Genomic DNA, 16,226 nt, shown 5'->3' with positions numbered 1-16,226 from the left:
GATTGGCGTATGCGCCACATCCTAGAGAGCTAGAGTGAGGTAGTCCACCCACTTCATGAGAAATCACCATGGCGTTGCAGATAGGTTTTCTGTTGTTCCCCCAGGTCCAGCAATTGGACCTGACCGGGCCTTATGACGTGCTGGCGTCCCTGCCGGACGTGCAGGTGCATCTGGTCTGGAAGGACCTGGGGCCAGTGACAGCAAGCACCGGGCTGGTCTTGCAACCGACTACGACGTTCGAGGACTGTCCGGCTCTGGATGTGATCTGCATCCCCGGCGGCAGTGGCGTCGGCCCATTGATGGAGGATGAGGTGACGTTGGCGTTCATCAAGGCCCAGGCGGCCAGTGCACGGTATGTGACGTCAGTGTGCACCGGCGCCCTGGTACTCGGCGCGGCGGGCCTGCTCAAGGGCAAGCGCGCCACCACTCACTGGGCGTATCACGAATTGCTCAAGCTTCTGGGGGCGATTGCGGTTCAGGACCGTGTGGTGCGCGACGGCAACCTGCTGACCGGCGGCGGGATCACGGCGGGTATCGATTTTGCCCTGACGCTGGCTGCGGAACTGTTCGATGAGGGCACTGCGCAGTTGGTGCAGTTGCAACTGGAGTACGCTCCCGCGCCGCCCTTTGCTTCGGGGAGCCCGGACACTGCGCCGGCCGCAGTGCTGGAAGACGCCCGGCGCCGCGCAGCGCCATCGCTTGAGCAGCGAACACGGATTACCGAGCGGGCCGCAGCCAGGCTGTAACCTCTTACTGTAGGAGCGAGCTTGCTCGCGAAAAATGAATGAACGCCGCGGGGTATCAGGGTTCCCGCGTTATCGTTCACGCCCATCGTCGGGACGCCGCCCGTAGCGTGCTCCTACAGAGATCGGAGAGGCGCCTCTCGTCGTAACGGCGGTTTTGTACAGACGAAAAAAAACCCGCCGAAGCGGGTTTTCCCAAGACCATGTCGACTCCCTGTCGATAGCGTTCCGTGCTGATGGTCGATCGTCCCTGATCCCGAGGCACTTCCTGTGCCTCGGTTGATGGGGTCAGAATACGCATCGGATCCAAAATGTAACAGACGATATCAGTACCATAGCGTGTAGGACATTCGCTATAGCTACTAGCGGGGAACCCTTGGCGCTCCCCTCGCTGAAAGCTGCAAGCCTGGGACGCGGGGGTTCTGCAACACTCAGCTGGGCGCGGCGCTTCAACCATGGGCAGAACCTGCGGGCATTTACTCTTGCTGGGGCTCCGGTGCCTTGTGGCTGATTTTGAGGAACTCCTCGATATTGTTCATCTGCTCATCCCAGCCCCGGCTGTCCATGCGGAATGCCTTGAGACGGCGCTCCTGGGGGATGTGATCGAAGCCGGACTCGGTGACCTTGAGCAACGTGCCGCCATCCATATCTTCCAGCTCGAACAACACCAGGGTGGTCGGCTCCTGGGAATAATCGATGTGCCGCTCCACGGCGTAGGGATGCCAGCGAAACGAGAACACCCGCTCCGGCTCAACCCGCTCCACGAGTACGTTCCACAGCAGGTGCTCATAACCGGGGTAAGTGATCTGCCCCTGGGTCCACTCACCGGCGACAAACCGCTTGCCCTCCAGTGCCACGCCAAACCACTGGCCGAAGGCTTCGGCATGGGCGATTACGCGCCAGACCTGCGAACGCGGGGTCCTGAGCAGGATTTTCCTTTGGATACGATCTGATGCTGGGTTCATATGTCACCTCCTGTAATGAACAGTAGGCCTGTAAGACCACAAGACCAACCCTAAAGTTGTACCAAGCGCATACTGTAATCAACCCATGGCGCTCATTCGGCTGGGAAATGACTGCAGCGCAGCGGCTTTTACGCGACTGGTAACTGACCTCGCCGGGGTTCGCTACACTGCCCTTCTCTTTAAGATGTCATAGCGAGAACTCCCATGTACTCACGCTTTCTCCTGGCGCTGACGCCCCTGCTGTTTACCCACCTGGCCCTGGCCGCAGATTGCGATAACGCCACCGACCAGGCGACGATGAACCAGTGCGCCACCCAGCAGAACAAGGCTGCGGACAAGGAACTGAATGCGCTTTACCAGCAGATTACCGGGCGGCTGAAGAGCGATCCGGACCGCAAGAAGCTGTTGATCGGCGCGCAACGCTCGTGGATTGCGTTCCGGGATGCGGAGTGCAAGTTTTCAGCATCGGGGGTGGAAGGTGGGAGCGTTTACCCATTGATCTACGGTAATTGCATTACAGAGCTGACCCGCGCACGGGTGGAGACTTTCAAGAATTTTTTGAAATGCCAGGAGGGCGATATGGGGTGTCCTGTGCCTGGACAGTAAATAACGGGGGGTGCTCCAGGGCCTCACCGCGGGCAAGCCTTGCTCCCGCAGGTTCAGCGTTGTCCACAAGTAAGTGGTCCACCTTGGTCACTGTGGGAGCGGGGCTTACCCGCGACCGCGATCGGACAGCCCCCATCTCACTCAGAGCCGCCACACCTGGGCATTCACAAAAAACGCCCGGGCATTGTCTTCCAGACTCTCCAGGTGATACCCACCCTCCTGCACAATCAGGCACGGCAACCCAAGGCTACGAATCCGTTCGCCCAGCACCGCAAACCCTTCACGGGTCACCGCCACTTTGCTCTGGGGGTCCAGTTCGAAAATATCGAATCCCAGGGACAGCACCAGCACCTCGGCGCCAAAGTCCTTGACCGCCGTCAACGCGACTTCAAGCTGTGCCAGAAATTCCGCCTCGCTCGCACCATGGGCCATCGGCAAGTTGAGGTTAAACCCCTCGCCTGCCCCGACACCGCGCTCATCGCCGAAGCCGGCAACCCCTGGGTAGAAATTGGTCGGATCGCCATGCACCGAGACGTACAGCACGTCATCGCGGTCGTAGAAAATCTCCTGAATGCCCTGACCGTGGTGCATGTCAGTGTCGAGCACCGCGACCTTCTTGAACCTGGCGCGTAAAACCTGCGCCGCCACCGCGGCATTGTTCACATAACAAAATCCGCCAGCCGCCTCGGCCCGGGCATGATGACCCGGTGGACGACACAGCGCGTAAGCCGCCGGCTCGCCGTCAAGCAACGCTTGAGCACCGGCCACCGCGCTTTGCGCCGACCAATACGCCGAACGCCAGGTCTGTTCGCCCACCGGGCAACTGCCGTCCGCCAGATAGCGGGCGGCTTGAGCGAGAATCCCGCGCAAGGCGTTGGGCTCGCGCACGAATATGTTCGACATCACCTCATCGCCCCAATCCTCGGGGATCTCCTTCCAGCGCTGGTGCGCTTCTTGCAGAAACCGCAGGTACGAAGCGCCGTGGACCGCCAGCAATGGCGCCAGCCCCGCATCGACGGACTGCTCGACTTTGAAGCCGAGGGAATGAGAAGCCTGCACCAATCGCTGCAAACGCTCCGGCACTTCCTGCGGCGTGCGCATCTGCCCGCGGGAGTAGTAACTGCATGGATGGTGGAGCAATTGTTCGGGGTGGAAAAAACTGCGCATGGATCAAATACCTGTCAGTTAACGTAGATCTTGAAGCTGAGTGTGTCTCCTGTAGGAGCAAGCTTGCTCGCGATGAGGCCAGCACATTCGACATCGATGGCGACTGATCCACCGCTACCGCGAGCAAGCCCGCACCCACAGGGACTGTGTTTATTCAGCTTTTTCGGCGCGGGCCAGCACGGCGTTGAGCAACACATCAGTGCCCTGTCGCACATCCTCGGGCAGCACGTCTTCGGCTTCGTTATGGCTCAACCCGCCAACGCACGGGATAAACACCATCGCCGTCGGGCAGAACCGCGCCAGGTGAATCGCATCATGCCCGGCGCCGCTGACAATCGACTGCTGAGCGTAGCCCAGCGCGTCCACGGCGTGCTGCACGGCTGCCACGCACTCGGCATCGAACGGCGTCGCCGGGCTGATCCAGTGCGGGGTGATCGTGAGGTTCAAGCCACGGCCGTCGGCAATCGCCTGCAGTCGTGTACGGACCTGTTGCTCCATAGCCTCGATGGCTTCATCACGGTGATGCCGCAGGTCGACGGTGAAATTCACCAGGCCTGGAATGGTGTTGCGCGAGGATTTGTTAATGCTCAACTCGCCCACGGTGGTCAGGCCTTCAGGGGCGAAATCGGTGGCCAAACCTTCAATGGCCTGGATCATCCGCGCCACCCCATACAAGGCGTCCTTGCGCAGCGGCATCGGCGTAGTGCCGGCGTGGGCGGCCATACCTTCGACCCGCACGTCGAGCCAGCGAATCGCCTGGCCGCCGCTGACCACGCCGATACTTTTGGCGTTGTCTTCGAGGATCGGGCCCTGTTCGATGTGCGCTTCAAAGTACGCATCCACCGCGCCGCCCAGTGGGCGTTCGCCGGCATAACCGGTGCGTTGCAGCGCGTCGGCAACGCTGATGCCATCGACGTCCCGCACCGCCAGCGCCGCGTCCAGCGACATGATGCCGGTGAACACCGCCGAACCGAACATCGCCGGGGTGAAGCGTGCGCCTTCTTCGTTGGTCCAGACCGCCACTTCCAGTGGTTTGCGGGTCTGGATGCCGAGGTCGTTGAGGCAACGCACCACTTCCAGCCCCGCGAGTACGCCGTAGACGCCATCGAAGCGCCCGCCTTCAGGCTGGGTGTCGAGGTGGCTGCCCATCATCACCGGTGCGGCATCGGGGTCGGTGCCGGCGCGGCGGGCGAACAGGTTGCCGATGGCGTCCACGCTCAGGGTCATGCCGGCTTCGCGGCACCAGTGGGCAAATAGTTCGCGACCTGCCTTGTCCTCATCGCTCAAGGCCAGACGGCAGCTGCCACCACGGGCGGTGGCGCCGATTTCGGCCATTGCCATCAGGCTCGCCCACAGGCGTTCGCCATTAATTTTCAACATGAGTGACTCCTGGAAATCATTGATTAAGCGCTGGCCATTTCAATGCGTTCAGCACTGGCATGGCGGCGGGCAAGGGACAAGACACAGATGAGAGAAGTCGCGGCGATCAGGCTGTAGAACACCGCCATCGGCCACCATTGGCCGGCAAACTTGTGCGCCAGCATCGTGCCGATCAGCGGCGTCAGGCCACCGGCCAGCGCACCGCATACCTGATAGGCCAACGAGATCGCGGTGTAGCGCACGCGGGTCTCGAACATGCCGCTGACATAACCGGCGATCACCGCGTAGAACGAAGCCATGCACACCACTGCCAGGGCGATGCCAAGGATGATCAGCGGCGCCTGGGCCGAGCTGACCAATACGAACATCGGATAGGGCGAGGCGATCGCCAACAAGGACACCAGGCACAGGAAACGTGTCGCCCCCATCTTCTCCGCGACCCACGCGGCCAGTGGTTGGATGCAGAACTGAATGATCGCCACCACAAACAGACACTCAAGAATCAGTGAACGCGGCAGTTCGAGTTGCTGGGTGGTATAGGCAATCATGAAGGTGTTGGTGAAATACACCCCGGCGATCCCCAGGGTGTTGGCGCCGATGCACAGCAGCAATGGACGCCACGCGGTGCGCAGGACTTCCATGACCGGCGCCTGCTCTTTGCGCGTGCTCTTGCTGGCCAGTTCACGGCTGGCGAGAAATTCCGGCGATTCATTCACCCCCAGCCGGATCGCCAGGCCGACCAGCAGCAGCAACGAACTGGCGAGGAACGGCAGGCGCCAGCCCCAGCTCATCAGGTCCTCTTCCGGCAAACGGGTGACTGCGCTGAACGCCAGCAGCGACAGGATCAAACCAGCCGGGCTGCCCAGTTGCGCAAAGGAAGCGAAGAAGTTGCGTCGACCTTTCGGCGCATGCTCGCCGGCCATCAATACTGCCCCGCCCCACTCGCCACCGACGGCGATGCCCTGGACGATGCGCAGCACAATCAGCATCACTGGCGCCACCGCGCCGATTTGTGCGTAGGTCGGCAGCAAACCGATGCACACCGTGACTACGCCCATCATCAATAACGTGATGATCAGCGACTTCTTGCGGCCGATCCGGTCACCGATATGGCCGAAGATGATCCCGCCCAACGGCCGCGCAAAGAAACCGACGGCGAAGGTGCCGAACGCGGCCATGGTGCTGAACAGTTTGTCGTCGGAGGGGAAAAACAGCGCGCCGAACACCAGGGCGGCGGCGGTCGCGTAGATATAAAAGTCGTACCACTCGATCATGGTGCCGATGAAGGCTGCGGCTGCCGCACGGCGCGGCTGAGCAGAAGCTTGAGGCTTCATGGGTCGGGCTCCTTTGGTTATTTTTTTGGCAGGAGTGAAAAAGCAAAATCAAGGCACTCTGGCGGCGCCTGTCTGGGAATGATTTATCGTCCCGGGGCTATAATTAGTCAATTTTCTATTTATTATGCAGACTATTACGACAGCTTATAATCGAGAGCCGCCATGGCCGAACGTGATGTACATCGCCTGCTCAATGACCGTCTGGATTGGAACCTTCTGCGCACGTTTCGGGTAATCGGTCAGGAGCTGAGCATCAGCCGCGCTGCCGCCCGCCTGCACCTGACGCAACCGGCGGTGAGCCAGGCGCTCAAGCGTCTGGAGGAGCAACTGGGTCGCCAATTGATCGCCCGTCGCGGTCCGCGTTTTGCCCTGACCGAAGTCGGCGAACAGATCTTCGACCTGGCCGGAGAGATCTACGGGCAGATGTCCCAGGTCAGCAGTGTGCTGGAGCAACCGGCCGACGAAGTGATCGGCAAGGTTCGATTGCTAATCATCAGCCGGATCTTCTCGGAGCGCTTCGACGACTTCCTCGCGGACTTTCATCGCCAGCATCCGCGCGTAGACCTTGAAGTGGATGTGATGCGCAGCTCCGACATCGTCAGTGCCTTGCAGGAAAAAACCGCGACCCTCGGCCTGAGCCTCAATCGCCGCCCCCAACCGCGCCTGGAGCAACGGCTGTTCCTGCGTCAGCGCTATGCGTTTTTCTGCGGCAAACACCATGCGATGTTCGGGCGGCAGAACGTGGTCGAAGGGGATTTGCAGCGGGAGAACTTCGTCAGTTTCACCAGCGACCAGATCGGCGGCATGCTTTCGCCGCTGACGATCTTCCGCGATCAGCAGGGTTTCAGCGGACGCATCGTCGCGTCGTCACCGAGCCTGGAAGAAGTCCGGCGGCTGGTGATCGCCGGATTTGGTATCGGCTGTTTGCCCGAGCACGTGGTGGCGGCGGACGTGAAAGCCGGATCGCTCTGGCGCCTGCCGCCACACGAAGGGATTGCCGATGTGGACATTCATTTGCTGTGGAACCGCGAGCAACGCATGAGCCGGGCCGAGACGATCTTCATAGATAGCCTGCAACGCAGCCTCACGACCTAGACCCGCAACACCTGCGCCACCGGCTCACCCGCACGCAATCGCTCAAGCAAACGCGGCTCGGCACGATCGGACGCCAAGGCCTGTTCGATGACACCGGCCGCGGTTTGCCAGTCCAGAAACAGCACGCCGTTGTCGTCCGCAAGCACCAGCACCCCCGGATGCACAGTGACGCCGGCGCAGTGTATTGGCTGATTGATTTCGCTGTCACCACGACCGTGCAGTTTGGTGGTCAGCACACTGGTGCCGCGAGCGAAGACCGGCAGCCCGGCTTCACGCAGTTCCAGGAGATCGGTGACCGCGCCGTCCACCACGATGCCCACCGCCCCCGCACAGAGCGCAGCACAACTGGTCACCGCACCGACCGGGGCGTGTTGCCAATCGCCGTCGGTGTCGATCACCAGCACGTCGCCCGGTTGTATCAGCGCCAGGGCCTGGTTGACGGCAATGGCATCGGCGCCCACCAGCTTCAGCGTCAACGCCCGGCCGACCAGTTTCACATTGGGCACCATGGCCCGCAGTTGCGAGTCCGCGAAGCCCTCCTCCAGGAAATGCCCGAGGGTCGCAAAGCTCACCGCCTTGAACTGCTCGATCAGTTTTGATTCATCCATGTTGCGACTCCTTTGCGATCAACTGGGCCACACAATCGATCTCCAGCGAGACGCCCCAGAGCGCCACACACACCGTAGTGCGAGCCGGTGGCGCGTGGCCAAGAAACTCGCGATAGACCGCATTGAACGGTTCGAGTTGCGCCGGATCGGTCAGGTAGGCGTTGACCTTGATCACGTGGCTGAAATCGGACCCCGCTTCAATCAGGATCGCCTCCAGATTGCGCAAGGTTTGCCGCACTTGTTCGGTAAAATCCTCGGGTTGGTCATCAAGCCCGTTCTGGGCCGGAATCTGTCCGGCGGTGAATACCAGGTGGCCGCTGACCACTGCTTGAGAGTAAGGGCCGACCGGGCCGATGAAGCCCGGGGCCGACTGGATTCTGCGCATAAGGTTGAACTCCATGGATCAGGCGGCTGCCGATTTGAAGGGTTTGCGAACGGGCTGATCGTCGTCGGTCACCGCCTTCGGTATTTCGCTGATGTCGCGCTTGAAGGTTTCGGTCAGCAGCAACAGCGCTACCAGCGAAATGAGCGCCGCTCCGATCATGTACCAGGCGACGGACGAGCCTTTGCCGGTGGCCGCCAGCAACGCCGTCGTGACGATAGGTGTCGCCGCACTGCCGAGCAGGCCGGACAACATGTAGCTGATCGACAGCCCCGAATAGCGCACCCGGGTGCCGAACAACTCGGCCAGAAAGGTCGCGATCGGCCCATAGTTGGCGGCGAATGCGGTCATCAACAGCAAGTAGCCGAAGATCACCCAGGGCAGCTCCCTGGTGTCCATCAACCAGAACATCGGGAACGCGACCAACGCCTCAGCGACAATACCGGCGACGATAATCGGCTTGCGTCCGAAACGGTCCGACAACGCACCGAACACCGGCAACATGACGATGCACCAGGCGCAGGAGAGCAGCACGACGCCGAGCATCACGCTGCGGCTGAAGCCAAGATTCTGGGTGCCGTAGGTGAGGCCGAACGCAACGATGATGTTGAACGATGCACCGGTCGACATGGTGGCGATCCCGCCCAGCACCACTTGTTTCCAGTACTTGCGAAAGACCTCCGCCAGCGGCATTTTCACCTGCACCTCGGCTTCCTTGACCTTGTTGAAGGCCGGGGTTTCAGCGATGTTCAAGCGGATGTACAACCCGACGGCAATCAGCAGTACGCTGGCCAGGAACGGGATACGCCAGCCCCAGGCCAACAGGTCTTCGGGGGACATCAACGCCGCGATCAACAGGAAGGCCAGGTTGGCAATCATGGTCCCGGCCGGAACGCCGATCTGCACCCATGAGCCGTACAAGCCACGTTTGTTGGCGGGGGCATGTTCCACCGCCATCAACACCGCCCCACCCCACTCGCCGCCGAGCGCCAGGCCCTGGATGACCCTCAGCAATAGCAACAGGATCGGCGCCCAGATTCCGATGGCCGCATAGTTCGGTAATAACCCGATGGCGAAAGTCGCAGCCCCCATGGTCAACAGCGAAACCAACAGCATCGATTTGCGTCCCAAACGATCACCGAAGTGCCCGAACAGGGCCGCACCGACAATCCGCGCCAGATACGCCGAAGCAAACGTACCGAAAGCCAGTAAGGTGCCGATCAACGGATCGAAGTCCGGAAAAAATACTTTGTTGAACACCAGCGCCGACGCCGTGGCGAATACAAACAGGTCGTACCATTCCACCGTGGTGCCGATGACACTGGCAACGGCCACCTTCTTCATATTTGCAACTTGCGCAGGTGCGCCGGGCTTTTCTGCGGACGATAGATCGCTCATCACTGTCTCCAGGAATTCATCAAGAACTCGTTTATTTAATTGTTTTACTGGCAGTAAATAGTTTGAGAGTGCGAGATTGTTGTTATAGGTCGCCTGATTTAATGGGCGAGTTTTTGAGATCAATAACCCAGTAACCGGTCGGCGCTATTCAATAACGGTTCACCGGCATTCAGTCGTCGCAAGTTCTCCGCTACTTGTTCGGCAATACAGTCGTGGGAGGCCGCCGAGGCCATGTGTGGGGTGATCGTCACGCCGGGCATTGTCCAGAGACGGTCATCGACCGGCAGCGGTTCCTGTTCGAAAACATCCAATAATGCACCGCGCAACTTTCCTCGTTGCAGGGCCAGTTCGAGGTCGTCGATATTGAGATGCCCGCCTCGTCCACAATTGACAATGGCAGCGCCGTTGGCGAGGTGTTCAAACGTTGCCCCACCCAGGATGCCCCGTGTTTCGCGGGTCAGGGGCAACAGATTGATCAGCAGTTCCAGACCGTTCAGAAACGAATTCAGGTGCGGCGCACCGGCGAAGGTCTGGACACCAATGATTGTCTTGCTGCTGCGCGCCCAGCCACGCACGTCGTAACCGGCGGCAGCGAGGTCGAGGGCAATGGCACTGCCCAACGAACCTAGCCCCATGACCCCAACCTTGAACTGCCCCGCCGCTCGTTGCACCGGGCGCTCCCAGTGCTGCTCCTGTTGCTGTCTGAGTACCTGATCGAAGCGCCGGTGGTAGTGAATCACCGCCCAGCGCACGTACTCGGTCATGCCTTGCCGGTGGCCGGGATCGACGACCCGGCACACCGGCAAATCCGGGCACGTCGGGTCGTGGTCCAGGTGATCGATGCCCGCTGCGACCGAGTGGATGACTTGCAGGTTCGGCAATGCGACGAGGCTGCCCGGTGGCGGAAACCAGCACGCGGCAATCTGCGCATTGACGGCTTGTGGATCGTCGGCCAGTACGGTGGTGAGTTGCGGTGCACTGCGGGCAAATGCGGCTTGCAGTTGCTTGAGCAGCAGGGAGTCGCGGGAGAGCAAAACCACGGTGTTGATGACTGTTTTCAAGATAAGTAGGACTCGCGCTGGGATTCGATCAGGGTTAAAGCGGCCTCCCAGGCCAAGTCGATGATGTTGTCCTGATCATCGCGGTCAAACTGTTCGGCGGTGTGCGCGCAGACTTCCGGGGACGGGTAATGCAATGCCGAACCACCGGCCAGCGCCGCGACCTGCGCCTGACAGGCACGTTCCAGAAAGTGAATCTCCTGGAACGCCTGGGCCACTCCGGAACCACCGACCAGCAAACCGTGATTGCGCAAAATCATCGCCCGGTGCGGCCCGAGGTCGGCAATCAGACGCTCGCGCTCATGCAGCGACAACGCGATGCCTTCATAGGTGTGATACGCCAACTTGCCGTAGAACTTCAGCGCATGCTGACTGATTGGCAGCAGGCCATGCTTTTGCGCCGCAACGGCCATGCCTGCGGCGGTGTGTGTGTGAATCACACAGTTCAGATCCGGGCGGGCCATGTGGATCGCCGAATGGATGACGAACCCGGCAGGGTTGACTCGGTGACCTTGGTAAGCCGGATCGACTACCCGTCCGTCCTTATCGATGCGCACCAGATCCGAAGCGCGCATACGGTCGAAAATCACGCCATAGCGGTTGATCAGGAAATGATGCTCAGGACCGGGAATCCGCAGGGTGATGTGGGTGTCGATCAGGTCAGTCATGCGAAAGTGCGCGACCAGGCGATACAGCGCCGCCAGTTCGCAACGGGCCTGCCATTCAACCGGGCCGATGTGTTCAGGTTTACTCACGAATACACCTCTTTAGCAGCGTGGGTGACGACCGGGTTGGCGCGCAGGCGAGCCAGGCCGCAAACACCTATCAAGGACAGGGCCGAGAGCAAGGTGAAGAACACCGCCAACGGCAACCATTGTCCGGAAAACTTGCTTGCCAGCAGCGTGCCTATCAGCGGCGTGGTACCGCCTGCCAACGCGCAGCTGAGTTGGTACGCGATGGAAATGCCCGAGTAGCGCAGATGCACCGGGAATGCCTGAGTCATGTAGCCGGCGATCACCGCATACAGCGCCGAAAGAATCACCACCGCCAGGGCGATGCCGACTGTCATCAGCACGATGTTTTGTGTGCCCACCAACATGAACATCGGGTACGGCGTGACCATGCACATCAGCGCGACAAGTTTGAGGAAGCGCCCTTCGCCGATGCGCTCGGCGAGCAGTGCGGAAAGAGGTTGCGAGGCCAACTGGATGACGGTCACCAGGAACAGGCAATCAAGAATCGTCGAGCGCGCGATGCCCTGGTACTGGGTGACATAAGTGATCATGAACGTGTTGGTGAAAAAGAACCCGGCCGAGCCGATGGTCACGGCCGCGGCGGCGAACAGGATCTGCCGCCAGCAGGTGCGGATCACATCCTTCACCGGGTATTGGGCGGTCTCGTTGTTGTCCCGCGCCTTGGCGAATTCCGGCGACTCGTCGACACCGGAGCGGATCATCAGGCCAACCATCATCAGCACACCGCTGGCGAGAAACGGCAGGCGCCAGCCCCAGGCGAGGAAGTCTTCCGGTTCCAGGGACGTGACCAGACGAAAGGCGATCAACGCCAGCAGTAGACCGGCCGGACTGCCGAGTTGGGCGAAAGATGCGTAGAAAGTCTTGCGCTTGGCCGGCGCGTGTTCGCTGGCCATCAGCACCGCCCCGCCCCACTCGCCACCGACCGAAATCCCCTGGATCAAACGCAGGACAATCAGACCGATCGGCGCCCAGATACCGACGCTTGCATAGCTGGGCAACATCCCGATCCCGGCGGTCGCCAGGCCCATTAGCGCCATGGTCACCAGCAGCATTTTCTTGCGCCCCAGGCGATCGCCCAAGTGACCGAACACCATGCCGGCCATGGGACGGGCGATGAAGCCGACCGCGAAACTGCCAAAGGCTGCCAGCGTACTCATCACCGGGTCGCTGCTGGGAAAAAACACTTGCCCGAGCACCAGCGCCGCGGCCGTGGCGTAGATGTAGAAGTCGTAGAACTCGATGGTCGTGCCAATAAAGGCTGCCGCCGCCGCTCGACGCGGTTGAGGGGTAGTGTGCATGCAAGGACCCTGTGTATTTATAGTTTTGGGCAGGTGCTGAAGGCTGTTTTACGGTTGCACTCTGTGGCGCTTGTTGGCTTTATCGCTTTCATGCCAGGATTAGTCAATTTTCAAATTCTTATCTTTACTATTAGCCCTGCTACTACATGGAGTTTTTATGCCCTCCACTTCCAACCCGTGGGTCGGTCGCCGCTTCCTCAATGACCGCCTCGACTGGAACCTGTTACGCACCTACCTGGTGATCGGTCAGGAAGGCAGCATGAGCCGGGCCGCTGCGCGCTTGCACATCACGCAGTCGGCGGTGAGCCAGGCGCTTAAACGGCTGGAGGAACAGTTGGAGTGCGTGTTGATTGCCCGCAGCGGGCGACGATTTGACCTGACGGAAACCGGGGAAGAAGTCCTGCGTATTGCAGCGGATATCTACGGGGATATTTCGCGACTGGGCACGGTGGTGGAGAGCCGTCACGACGATGTCGTGGGCAAGATTCGTATCCTCACGGTCAGCGGTGTGCAAGCGCGCCACTACGATGAGTTCCTTGCCGATTTCCACGAAACTCACCCGAAGATCGAGTTGGAAGTCGAGGTGATGGGCAGCTCGAACATTATCAGTTCGCTGCTGCAAAAGACCGCGACCATCGGTGTTGGGCTGTGTCGGCTACCGCAACCAAGGCTGGAGCAGCGGGTGCTGTTTCGCGAGCGTTATGCGTATTTCTGCGGACAGCGGCATCGGTTGTTCGGGCAGGAAAACTTGACCCTGGAAGAGCTCGCGGCAGAGAATTTTGTCAGTTTCACCAGCGACCAGCTCGGCGGTAATCTTTCCCCTTTGACGCTGTTTCGCGACCAACAGGGCTTTACCGGGAAGATCGTTGCATCATCGACGAGCTTTGAAGAGATTTACCGCCTGATCTGCGCCGGGTATGGCATCGGTTGTTTGCCAACGCATCTGGTGCGCCGTGATGTCGAGCAGGGTCTGCTGTGGCGATTGCCGCCCGAGGATGGGGTGGTGGATTTCGATATTCAGCTGTTGTGGAACCGCGAACAGAAGATGAGTCAGGCCGAAACGGTTTTCCTCGAAAGCTTCCAGCACATGCTCAGCATTCGTGAGCCTGTGCTGTGAAGCCTTGAACGCTTAAACGTGAGGGTCGCCCGGTGCTTTGCTCGGCGTGGCGTATTGCGGCTTGAGATGGCCGTCCTGATCGAGTAACCAGGCGTCCATGATCTGCCGCACCACCGGGCCGGCAACGCGACCACCGGCCTCCCCGTTTTCAATCATCACCGAAATGACAATCTTCGGATGCTCGGCCGGGGCGAAGCCGACGAACAAGGCATTGTCGCGGTTGCGCTCCAGGGTTTTCGCCCGGTTGTAGCGCTCGCCTTGCTTGATCGCGACAACTTGCGCGGTACCACTCTTGCCGGCAATGCGGTACTGAGCGCCCTGCGCGGCCGCTCGGGCAATCCCTCGAGCGTCGTGCATGACCATCTGCATGCCGTGGTTGACCTGCTCCCAGTCCCGGGGATCCTTGAGCAGGATATTCGGCATCGGGTGTTCGTCTACCGGGGCGACACCGTCTAAGGTTCTGGCCAGATGTGGCCGGTTCCACACGCCTTTGTTGGCGATCAAGGCGGTGGCCTGAGCCAGTTGCAGTGGCGTGACCTGCATATAGCCCTGGCCGATGCCGAGGATCACTGTCTCGCCCGGGAACCAGGGCTGGCGACGCGTAGCGCGCTTCCACGCCTGGGAGGGCATCAGGCCGGCAGACTCTTCGAACATGTCCAGCGAGACCTTTTCGCCAAGCCCGAACATGGCCATGTAGTCGTGCAGGCGATCAATGCCCAGCTTGTGGGCCAGGTCGTAGAAATACGTATCGTTGGAACGCATGATCGCTGCGTCCATATCGACCCAGCCATCACCGCTGTGATTCCAGTTGCGGTACTTGTGATCGAAGTCCGGGAGCTGATAATAGCCGGGGTCGAAGACGCGGGTCTGGGGGGTGACTACACCGGCATCTAGGCCTGCGATGGCCACTTCAGGCTTGATGGTCGAGCCGGGGGCGTAGAGACCGCGTAGCACGCGGTTGAACAGCGGCCGGTCGATAGAGTCGTGCAGCGCGGCATATTCCTTGAAGCTGATGCCGGTGACAAACAGGTTGGGATCGAAGCTGGGCTTGCTGACCATCGCCAGCACTTCGCCGGTTGCCGGATCAAGTGCTACCACGGAGCCGCGGCGGTCTCCCAATGCTTGCTCGGCAGCTTCCTGCAGTTTGACGTCAAGGCTGAGCACGATGTTTTTGCCGGGGATCGGATCGGTGTGCTTGAGCACTCGCAACACCCTGCCCTGGGCATTGGTTTCGACTTCTTCATAGCCTACGTGACCGTGCAGCTGCGACTCGTAGAATTTCTCGATGCCGGTTTTACCGATCGACTGGGCGCCACGGTATTCAACCGTATCGAGCACCTTGGACTCTTTCTCGTTGATTCGTCCGACGTAGCCGATGGAATGCGCGAAATGGGCGCCCATCGGGTAATGGCGAACAAACTGTGGTTCCACATCGATGCCCGGCAAGCGGAACTCGTTAACTGCAAGCACCGCGATCTGCTCTTCGGTGAGCTCATAGAACAACGTGACCGGCACGAACGGGTGCCGCACCTGCTTCATCGCCTTGTCGAACAGCGCGCGATCCTCGACTGGAAGGTGCAGGAGGCTGACAACCTGATCCAGCTCGTCCTTGACGTCTGTGGCGCGTTCACGGGTGATGGTCAGGTTGAAGCTGGGACGGTTGTCCGCAAGCACCACGCCGTTGCGGTCGTAGATCAAGCCACGGGGCGGGGTGATCGGGAGGACATGGACGCGGTTGTTTTCCGAGATCGTCGAGTGGTAGTCGAATTCGAGTACTTGCAGCACGTACAGGCGCACAACCAGTGCGCAGGAGATCGCCGCAACGAACAAGGCGCAGGCCATGAGTCTCCTGTTGACCAGGCGCGTCTCTTTTTCGTGGTCTTTGATCGGTATCGGTTGGGGCATTTCTGCAGGAGCTCTATGGATATGAAAAGAAGTGCCGGTCCATAGGCGTTGCTAGCAGTTCCTTGAAAAACGAGGTGCACCTTACCAAAAAGTGCCGACGATTTCTCGCGGACAAAAACAAAACCCCTACCTGCATACGCAGATAGGGGTTTCGGAATTTAATCTTGACGATGACCTACTCTCACATGGGGAAACCCCACACTACCATCGGCGATGCATCGTTTCACTGCTGAGTTCGGGATGGGATCAGGTGGTTCCAATGCTCTATGGTCGTCAAGAAATTCGGGTACCGAATCGTGGCCAGCTGGCCGCGCTTCAGCAAATTGGGTATGTGATAGCTTTCGGTGTTTGCAAGAGTCGAACTTTCGGTTCTATCGTCTTCACACACCGCAATCTGATGCTTCTACTTGTTTCC

The 16,226-nt window shown here is 60.1% G+C and carries 15 protein-coding genes and 1 rRNA gene; 4 read left to right on the top strand and 12 right to left on the bottom strand.

The features are described from left to right. Positions 1-68: 68 nt before the first annotated feature. Positions 69-746, top strand: coding sequence for an isonitrile hydratase (gene inhA, locus HYI44_RS26185; protein ID WP_201148115.1), 678 nt, complete (start codon positions 69-71; stop codon positions 744-746). A gap of 473 nt (positions 747-1,219) precedes the next feature. On the opposite strand, the gene HYI44_RS26180 is transcribed toward inhA, so the two are convergent. Beyond that, positions 1,220-1,708: an SRPBCC family protein gene (locus HYI44_RS26180; protein ID WP_122838663.1), complete on the bottom strand. Its 489-nt coding sequence runs from the start codon at positions 1,706-1,708 to the stop codon at positions 1,220-1,222. Positions 1,709-1,912: 204 nt separating this feature from the next. On the opposite strand from HYI44_RS26180, the gene HYI44_RS26175 reads away from it, so the two are divergent. Continuing rightward, positions 1,913-2,314 carry a lysozyme inhibitor LprI family protein gene (locus HYI44_RS26175; RefSeq protein ID WP_225570884.1) on the top strand — a complete coding sequence of 134 codons (402 nt, stop codon included), beginning with the start codon at positions 1,913-1,915 and terminating at the stop codon, positions 2,312-2,314. A gap of 141 nt (positions 2,315-2,455) precedes the next feature. Here HYI44_RS26175 and HYI44_RS26170 read toward each other — a convergent pair whose 3' ends face one another. The 3 genes from HYI44_RS26170 to HYI44_RS26160 form a co-directional block, all read right to left on the bottom strand. Further along, positions 2,456-3,481 (bottom strand): histone deacetylase family protein, encoded by a 1,026-nt coding sequence (locus HYI44_RS26170; protein ID WP_225570883.1) that lies wholly within the window; start codon positions 3,479-3,481, stop codon positions 2,456-2,458. Positions 3,482-3,631: 150 nt separating this feature from the next. Further along, entirely contained in the window at positions 3,632-4,861 is a 1,230-nt protein-coding gene (locus HYI44_RS26165; RefSeq protein WP_122838660.1) for a Zn-dependent hydrolase, read from the bottom strand. Between the two features lie 23 nt (positions 4,862-4,884). Continuing rightward, positions 4,885-6,195, bottom strand: a complete 1,311-nt coding sequence (locus HYI44_RS26160; protein WP_122838659.1) for an MFS transporter — start codon at positions 6,193-6,195, stop codon at positions 4,885-4,887. Positions 6,196-6,357: 162 nt separating this feature from the next. Between HYI44_RS26160 and HYI44_RS26155 the strand changes: the two genes are divergently transcribed. After that, positions 6,358-7,290, top strand: coding sequence for a LysR family transcriptional regulator (locus tag HYI44_RS26155; RefSeq protein ID WP_225570882.1), 933 nt, complete (start codon positions 6,358-6,360; stop codon positions 7,288-7,290). Here the strand turns inward: HYI44_RS26155 and HYI44_RS26150 are convergent. The 6 genes from HYI44_RS26150 to HYI44_RS26125 form a co-directional block, all read right to left on the bottom strand. Next, positions 7,287-7,898, bottom strand: a complete 612-nt coding sequence (locus HYI44_RS26150; protein WP_122838657.1) for an RraA family protein — start codon at positions 7,896-7,898, stop codon at positions 7,287-7,289. The two genes, HYI44_RS26155 and HYI44_RS26150, sit on opposite strands and share 4 nt — an antisense overlap. After that, positions 7,891-8,283 carry a RidA family protein gene (locus HYI44_RS26145; protein ID WP_122838656.1) on the bottom strand — a complete coding sequence of 131 codons (393 nt, stop codon included), beginning with the start codon at positions 8,281-8,283 and terminating at the stop codon, positions 7,891-7,893. Before HYI44_RS26145 ends, HYI44_RS26150 begins: the two co-directional genes overlap by 8 nt. Before the next feature lie 18 nt (positions 8,284-8,301). Further along, entirely contained in the window at positions 8,302-9,678 is a 1,377-nt protein-coding gene (locus HYI44_RS26140; RefSeq protein ID WP_122838655.1) for an MFS transporter, read from the bottom strand. Positions 9,679-9,797: 119 nt separating this feature from the next. After that, on the bottom strand, positions 9,798-10,739 hold the full coding sequence (locus tag HYI44_RS26135; RefSeq protein ID WP_225570881.1) for a 2-hydroxyacid dehydrogenase: 942 nt from the start codon (positions 10,737-10,739) through the stop codon (positions 9,798-9,800). Next, positions 10,736-11,491, bottom strand: coding sequence for a class II aldolase/adducin family protein (locus tag HYI44_RS26130; protein WP_122838654.1), 756 nt, complete (start codon positions 11,489-11,491; stop codon positions 10,736-10,738). The genes HYI44_RS26135 and HYI44_RS26130 overlap by 4 nt, the downstream gene beginning before the upstream one ends. Continuing rightward, positions 11,488-12,789, bottom strand: a complete 1,302-nt coding sequence (locus tag HYI44_RS26125) for an MFS transporter (protein ID WP_225570880.1) — start codon at positions 12,787-12,789, stop codon at positions 11,488-11,490. The genes HYI44_RS26130 and HYI44_RS26125 overlap by 4 nt, the downstream gene beginning before the upstream one ends. 157 nt (positions 12,790-12,946) lie before the next feature. On the opposite strand from HYI44_RS26125, the gene HYI44_RS26120 reads away from it, so the two are divergent. After that, positions 12,947-13,906 (top strand): LysR family transcriptional regulator, encoded by a 960-nt coding sequence (locus HYI44_RS26120; RefSeq protein WP_122838652.1) that lies wholly within the window; start codon positions 12,947-12,949, stop codon positions 13,904-13,906. Positions 13,907-13,918: 12 nt separating this feature from the next. Here the strand turns inward: HYI44_RS26120 and mrdA are convergent, their stop codons facing one another. Then, positions 13,919-15,811, bottom strand: a complete 1,893-nt coding sequence (gene mrdA, locus HYI44_RS26115; protein ID WP_225570879.1) for a penicillin-binding protein 2 — start codon at positions 15,809-15,811, stop codon at positions 13,919-13,921. A 162-nt stretch (positions 15,812-15,973) separates the two neighbouring features. Then, positions 15,974-16,089, bottom strand: a 5S ribosomal RNA gene (gene rrf, locus HYI44_RS26110). Between the last annotated feature and the right edge of the window lie 137 nt (positions 16,090-16,226).

The organism is Pseudomonas sp. Y24-6 (assembly GCF_020295325.1).
Lineage (GTDB): Bacteria > Pseudomonadota > Gammaproteobacteria > Pseudomonadales > Pseudomonadaceae > Aquipseudomonas > Aquipseudomonas gregormendelii.
The sequence above is the reverse complement of the archived record's forward strand: the minus strand, read 5'-3'. Positions and strand labels throughout refer to the sequence as shown.

Coding starts and splice junctions, on each gene's coding strand:
- HYI44_RS26180 (WP_122838663.1), bottom strand. CDS start 1,708: ATGAACCCAGCATCAGATCGTATCCAAAGGAAAATCCTGCTCAGGACC.
- HYI44_RS26125 (WP_225570880.1), bottom strand. CDS start 12,789: ATGCACACTACCCCTCAACCGCGTCGAGCGGCGGCGGCAGCCTTTATT.
- HYI44_RS26170 (WP_225570883.1), bottom strand. CDS start 3,481: ATGCGCAGTTTTTTCCACCCCGAACAATTGCTCCACCATCCATGCAGT.
- HYI44_RS26175 (WP_225570884.1), top strand. CDS start 1,913: ATGTACTCACGCTTTCTCCTGGCGCTGACGCCCCTGCTGTTTACCCAC.
- HYI44_RS26145 (WP_122838656.1), bottom strand. CDS start 8,283: ATGCGCAGAATCCAGTCGGCCCCGGGCTTCATCGGCCCGGTCGGCCCT.
- HYI44_RS26120 (WP_122838652.1), top strand. CDS start 12,947: ATGCCCTCCACTTCCAACCCGTGGGTCGGTCGCCGCTTCCTCAATGAC.
- HYI44_RS26140 (WP_122838655.1), bottom strand. CDS start 9,678: ATGAGCGATCTATCGTCCGCAGAAAAGCCCGGCGCACCTGCGCAAGTT.
- HYI44_RS26165 (WP_122838660.1), bottom strand. CDS start 4,861: ATGTTGAAAATTAATGGCGAACGCCTGTGGGCGAGCCTGATGGCAATG.
- HYI44_RS26150 (WP_122838657.1), bottom strand. CDS start 7,898: ATGGATGAATCAAAACTGATCGAGCAGTTCAAGGCGGTGAGCTTTGCG.
- inhA (WP_201148115.1), top strand. CDS start 69: ATGGCGTTGCAGATAGGTTTTCTGTTGTTCCCCCAGGTCCAGCAATTG.
- HYI44_RS26160 (WP_122838659.1), bottom strand. CDS start 6,195: ATGAAGCCTCAAGCTTCTGCTCAGCCGCGCCGTGCGGCAGCCGCAGCC.
- mrdA (WP_225570879.1), bottom strand. CDS start 15,811: ATGCCCCAACCGATACCGATCAAAGACCACGAAAAAGAGACGCGCCTG.
- HYI44_RS26155 (WP_225570882.1), top strand. CDS start 6,358: ATGGCCGAACGTGATGTACATCGCCTGCTCAATGACCGTCTGGATTGG.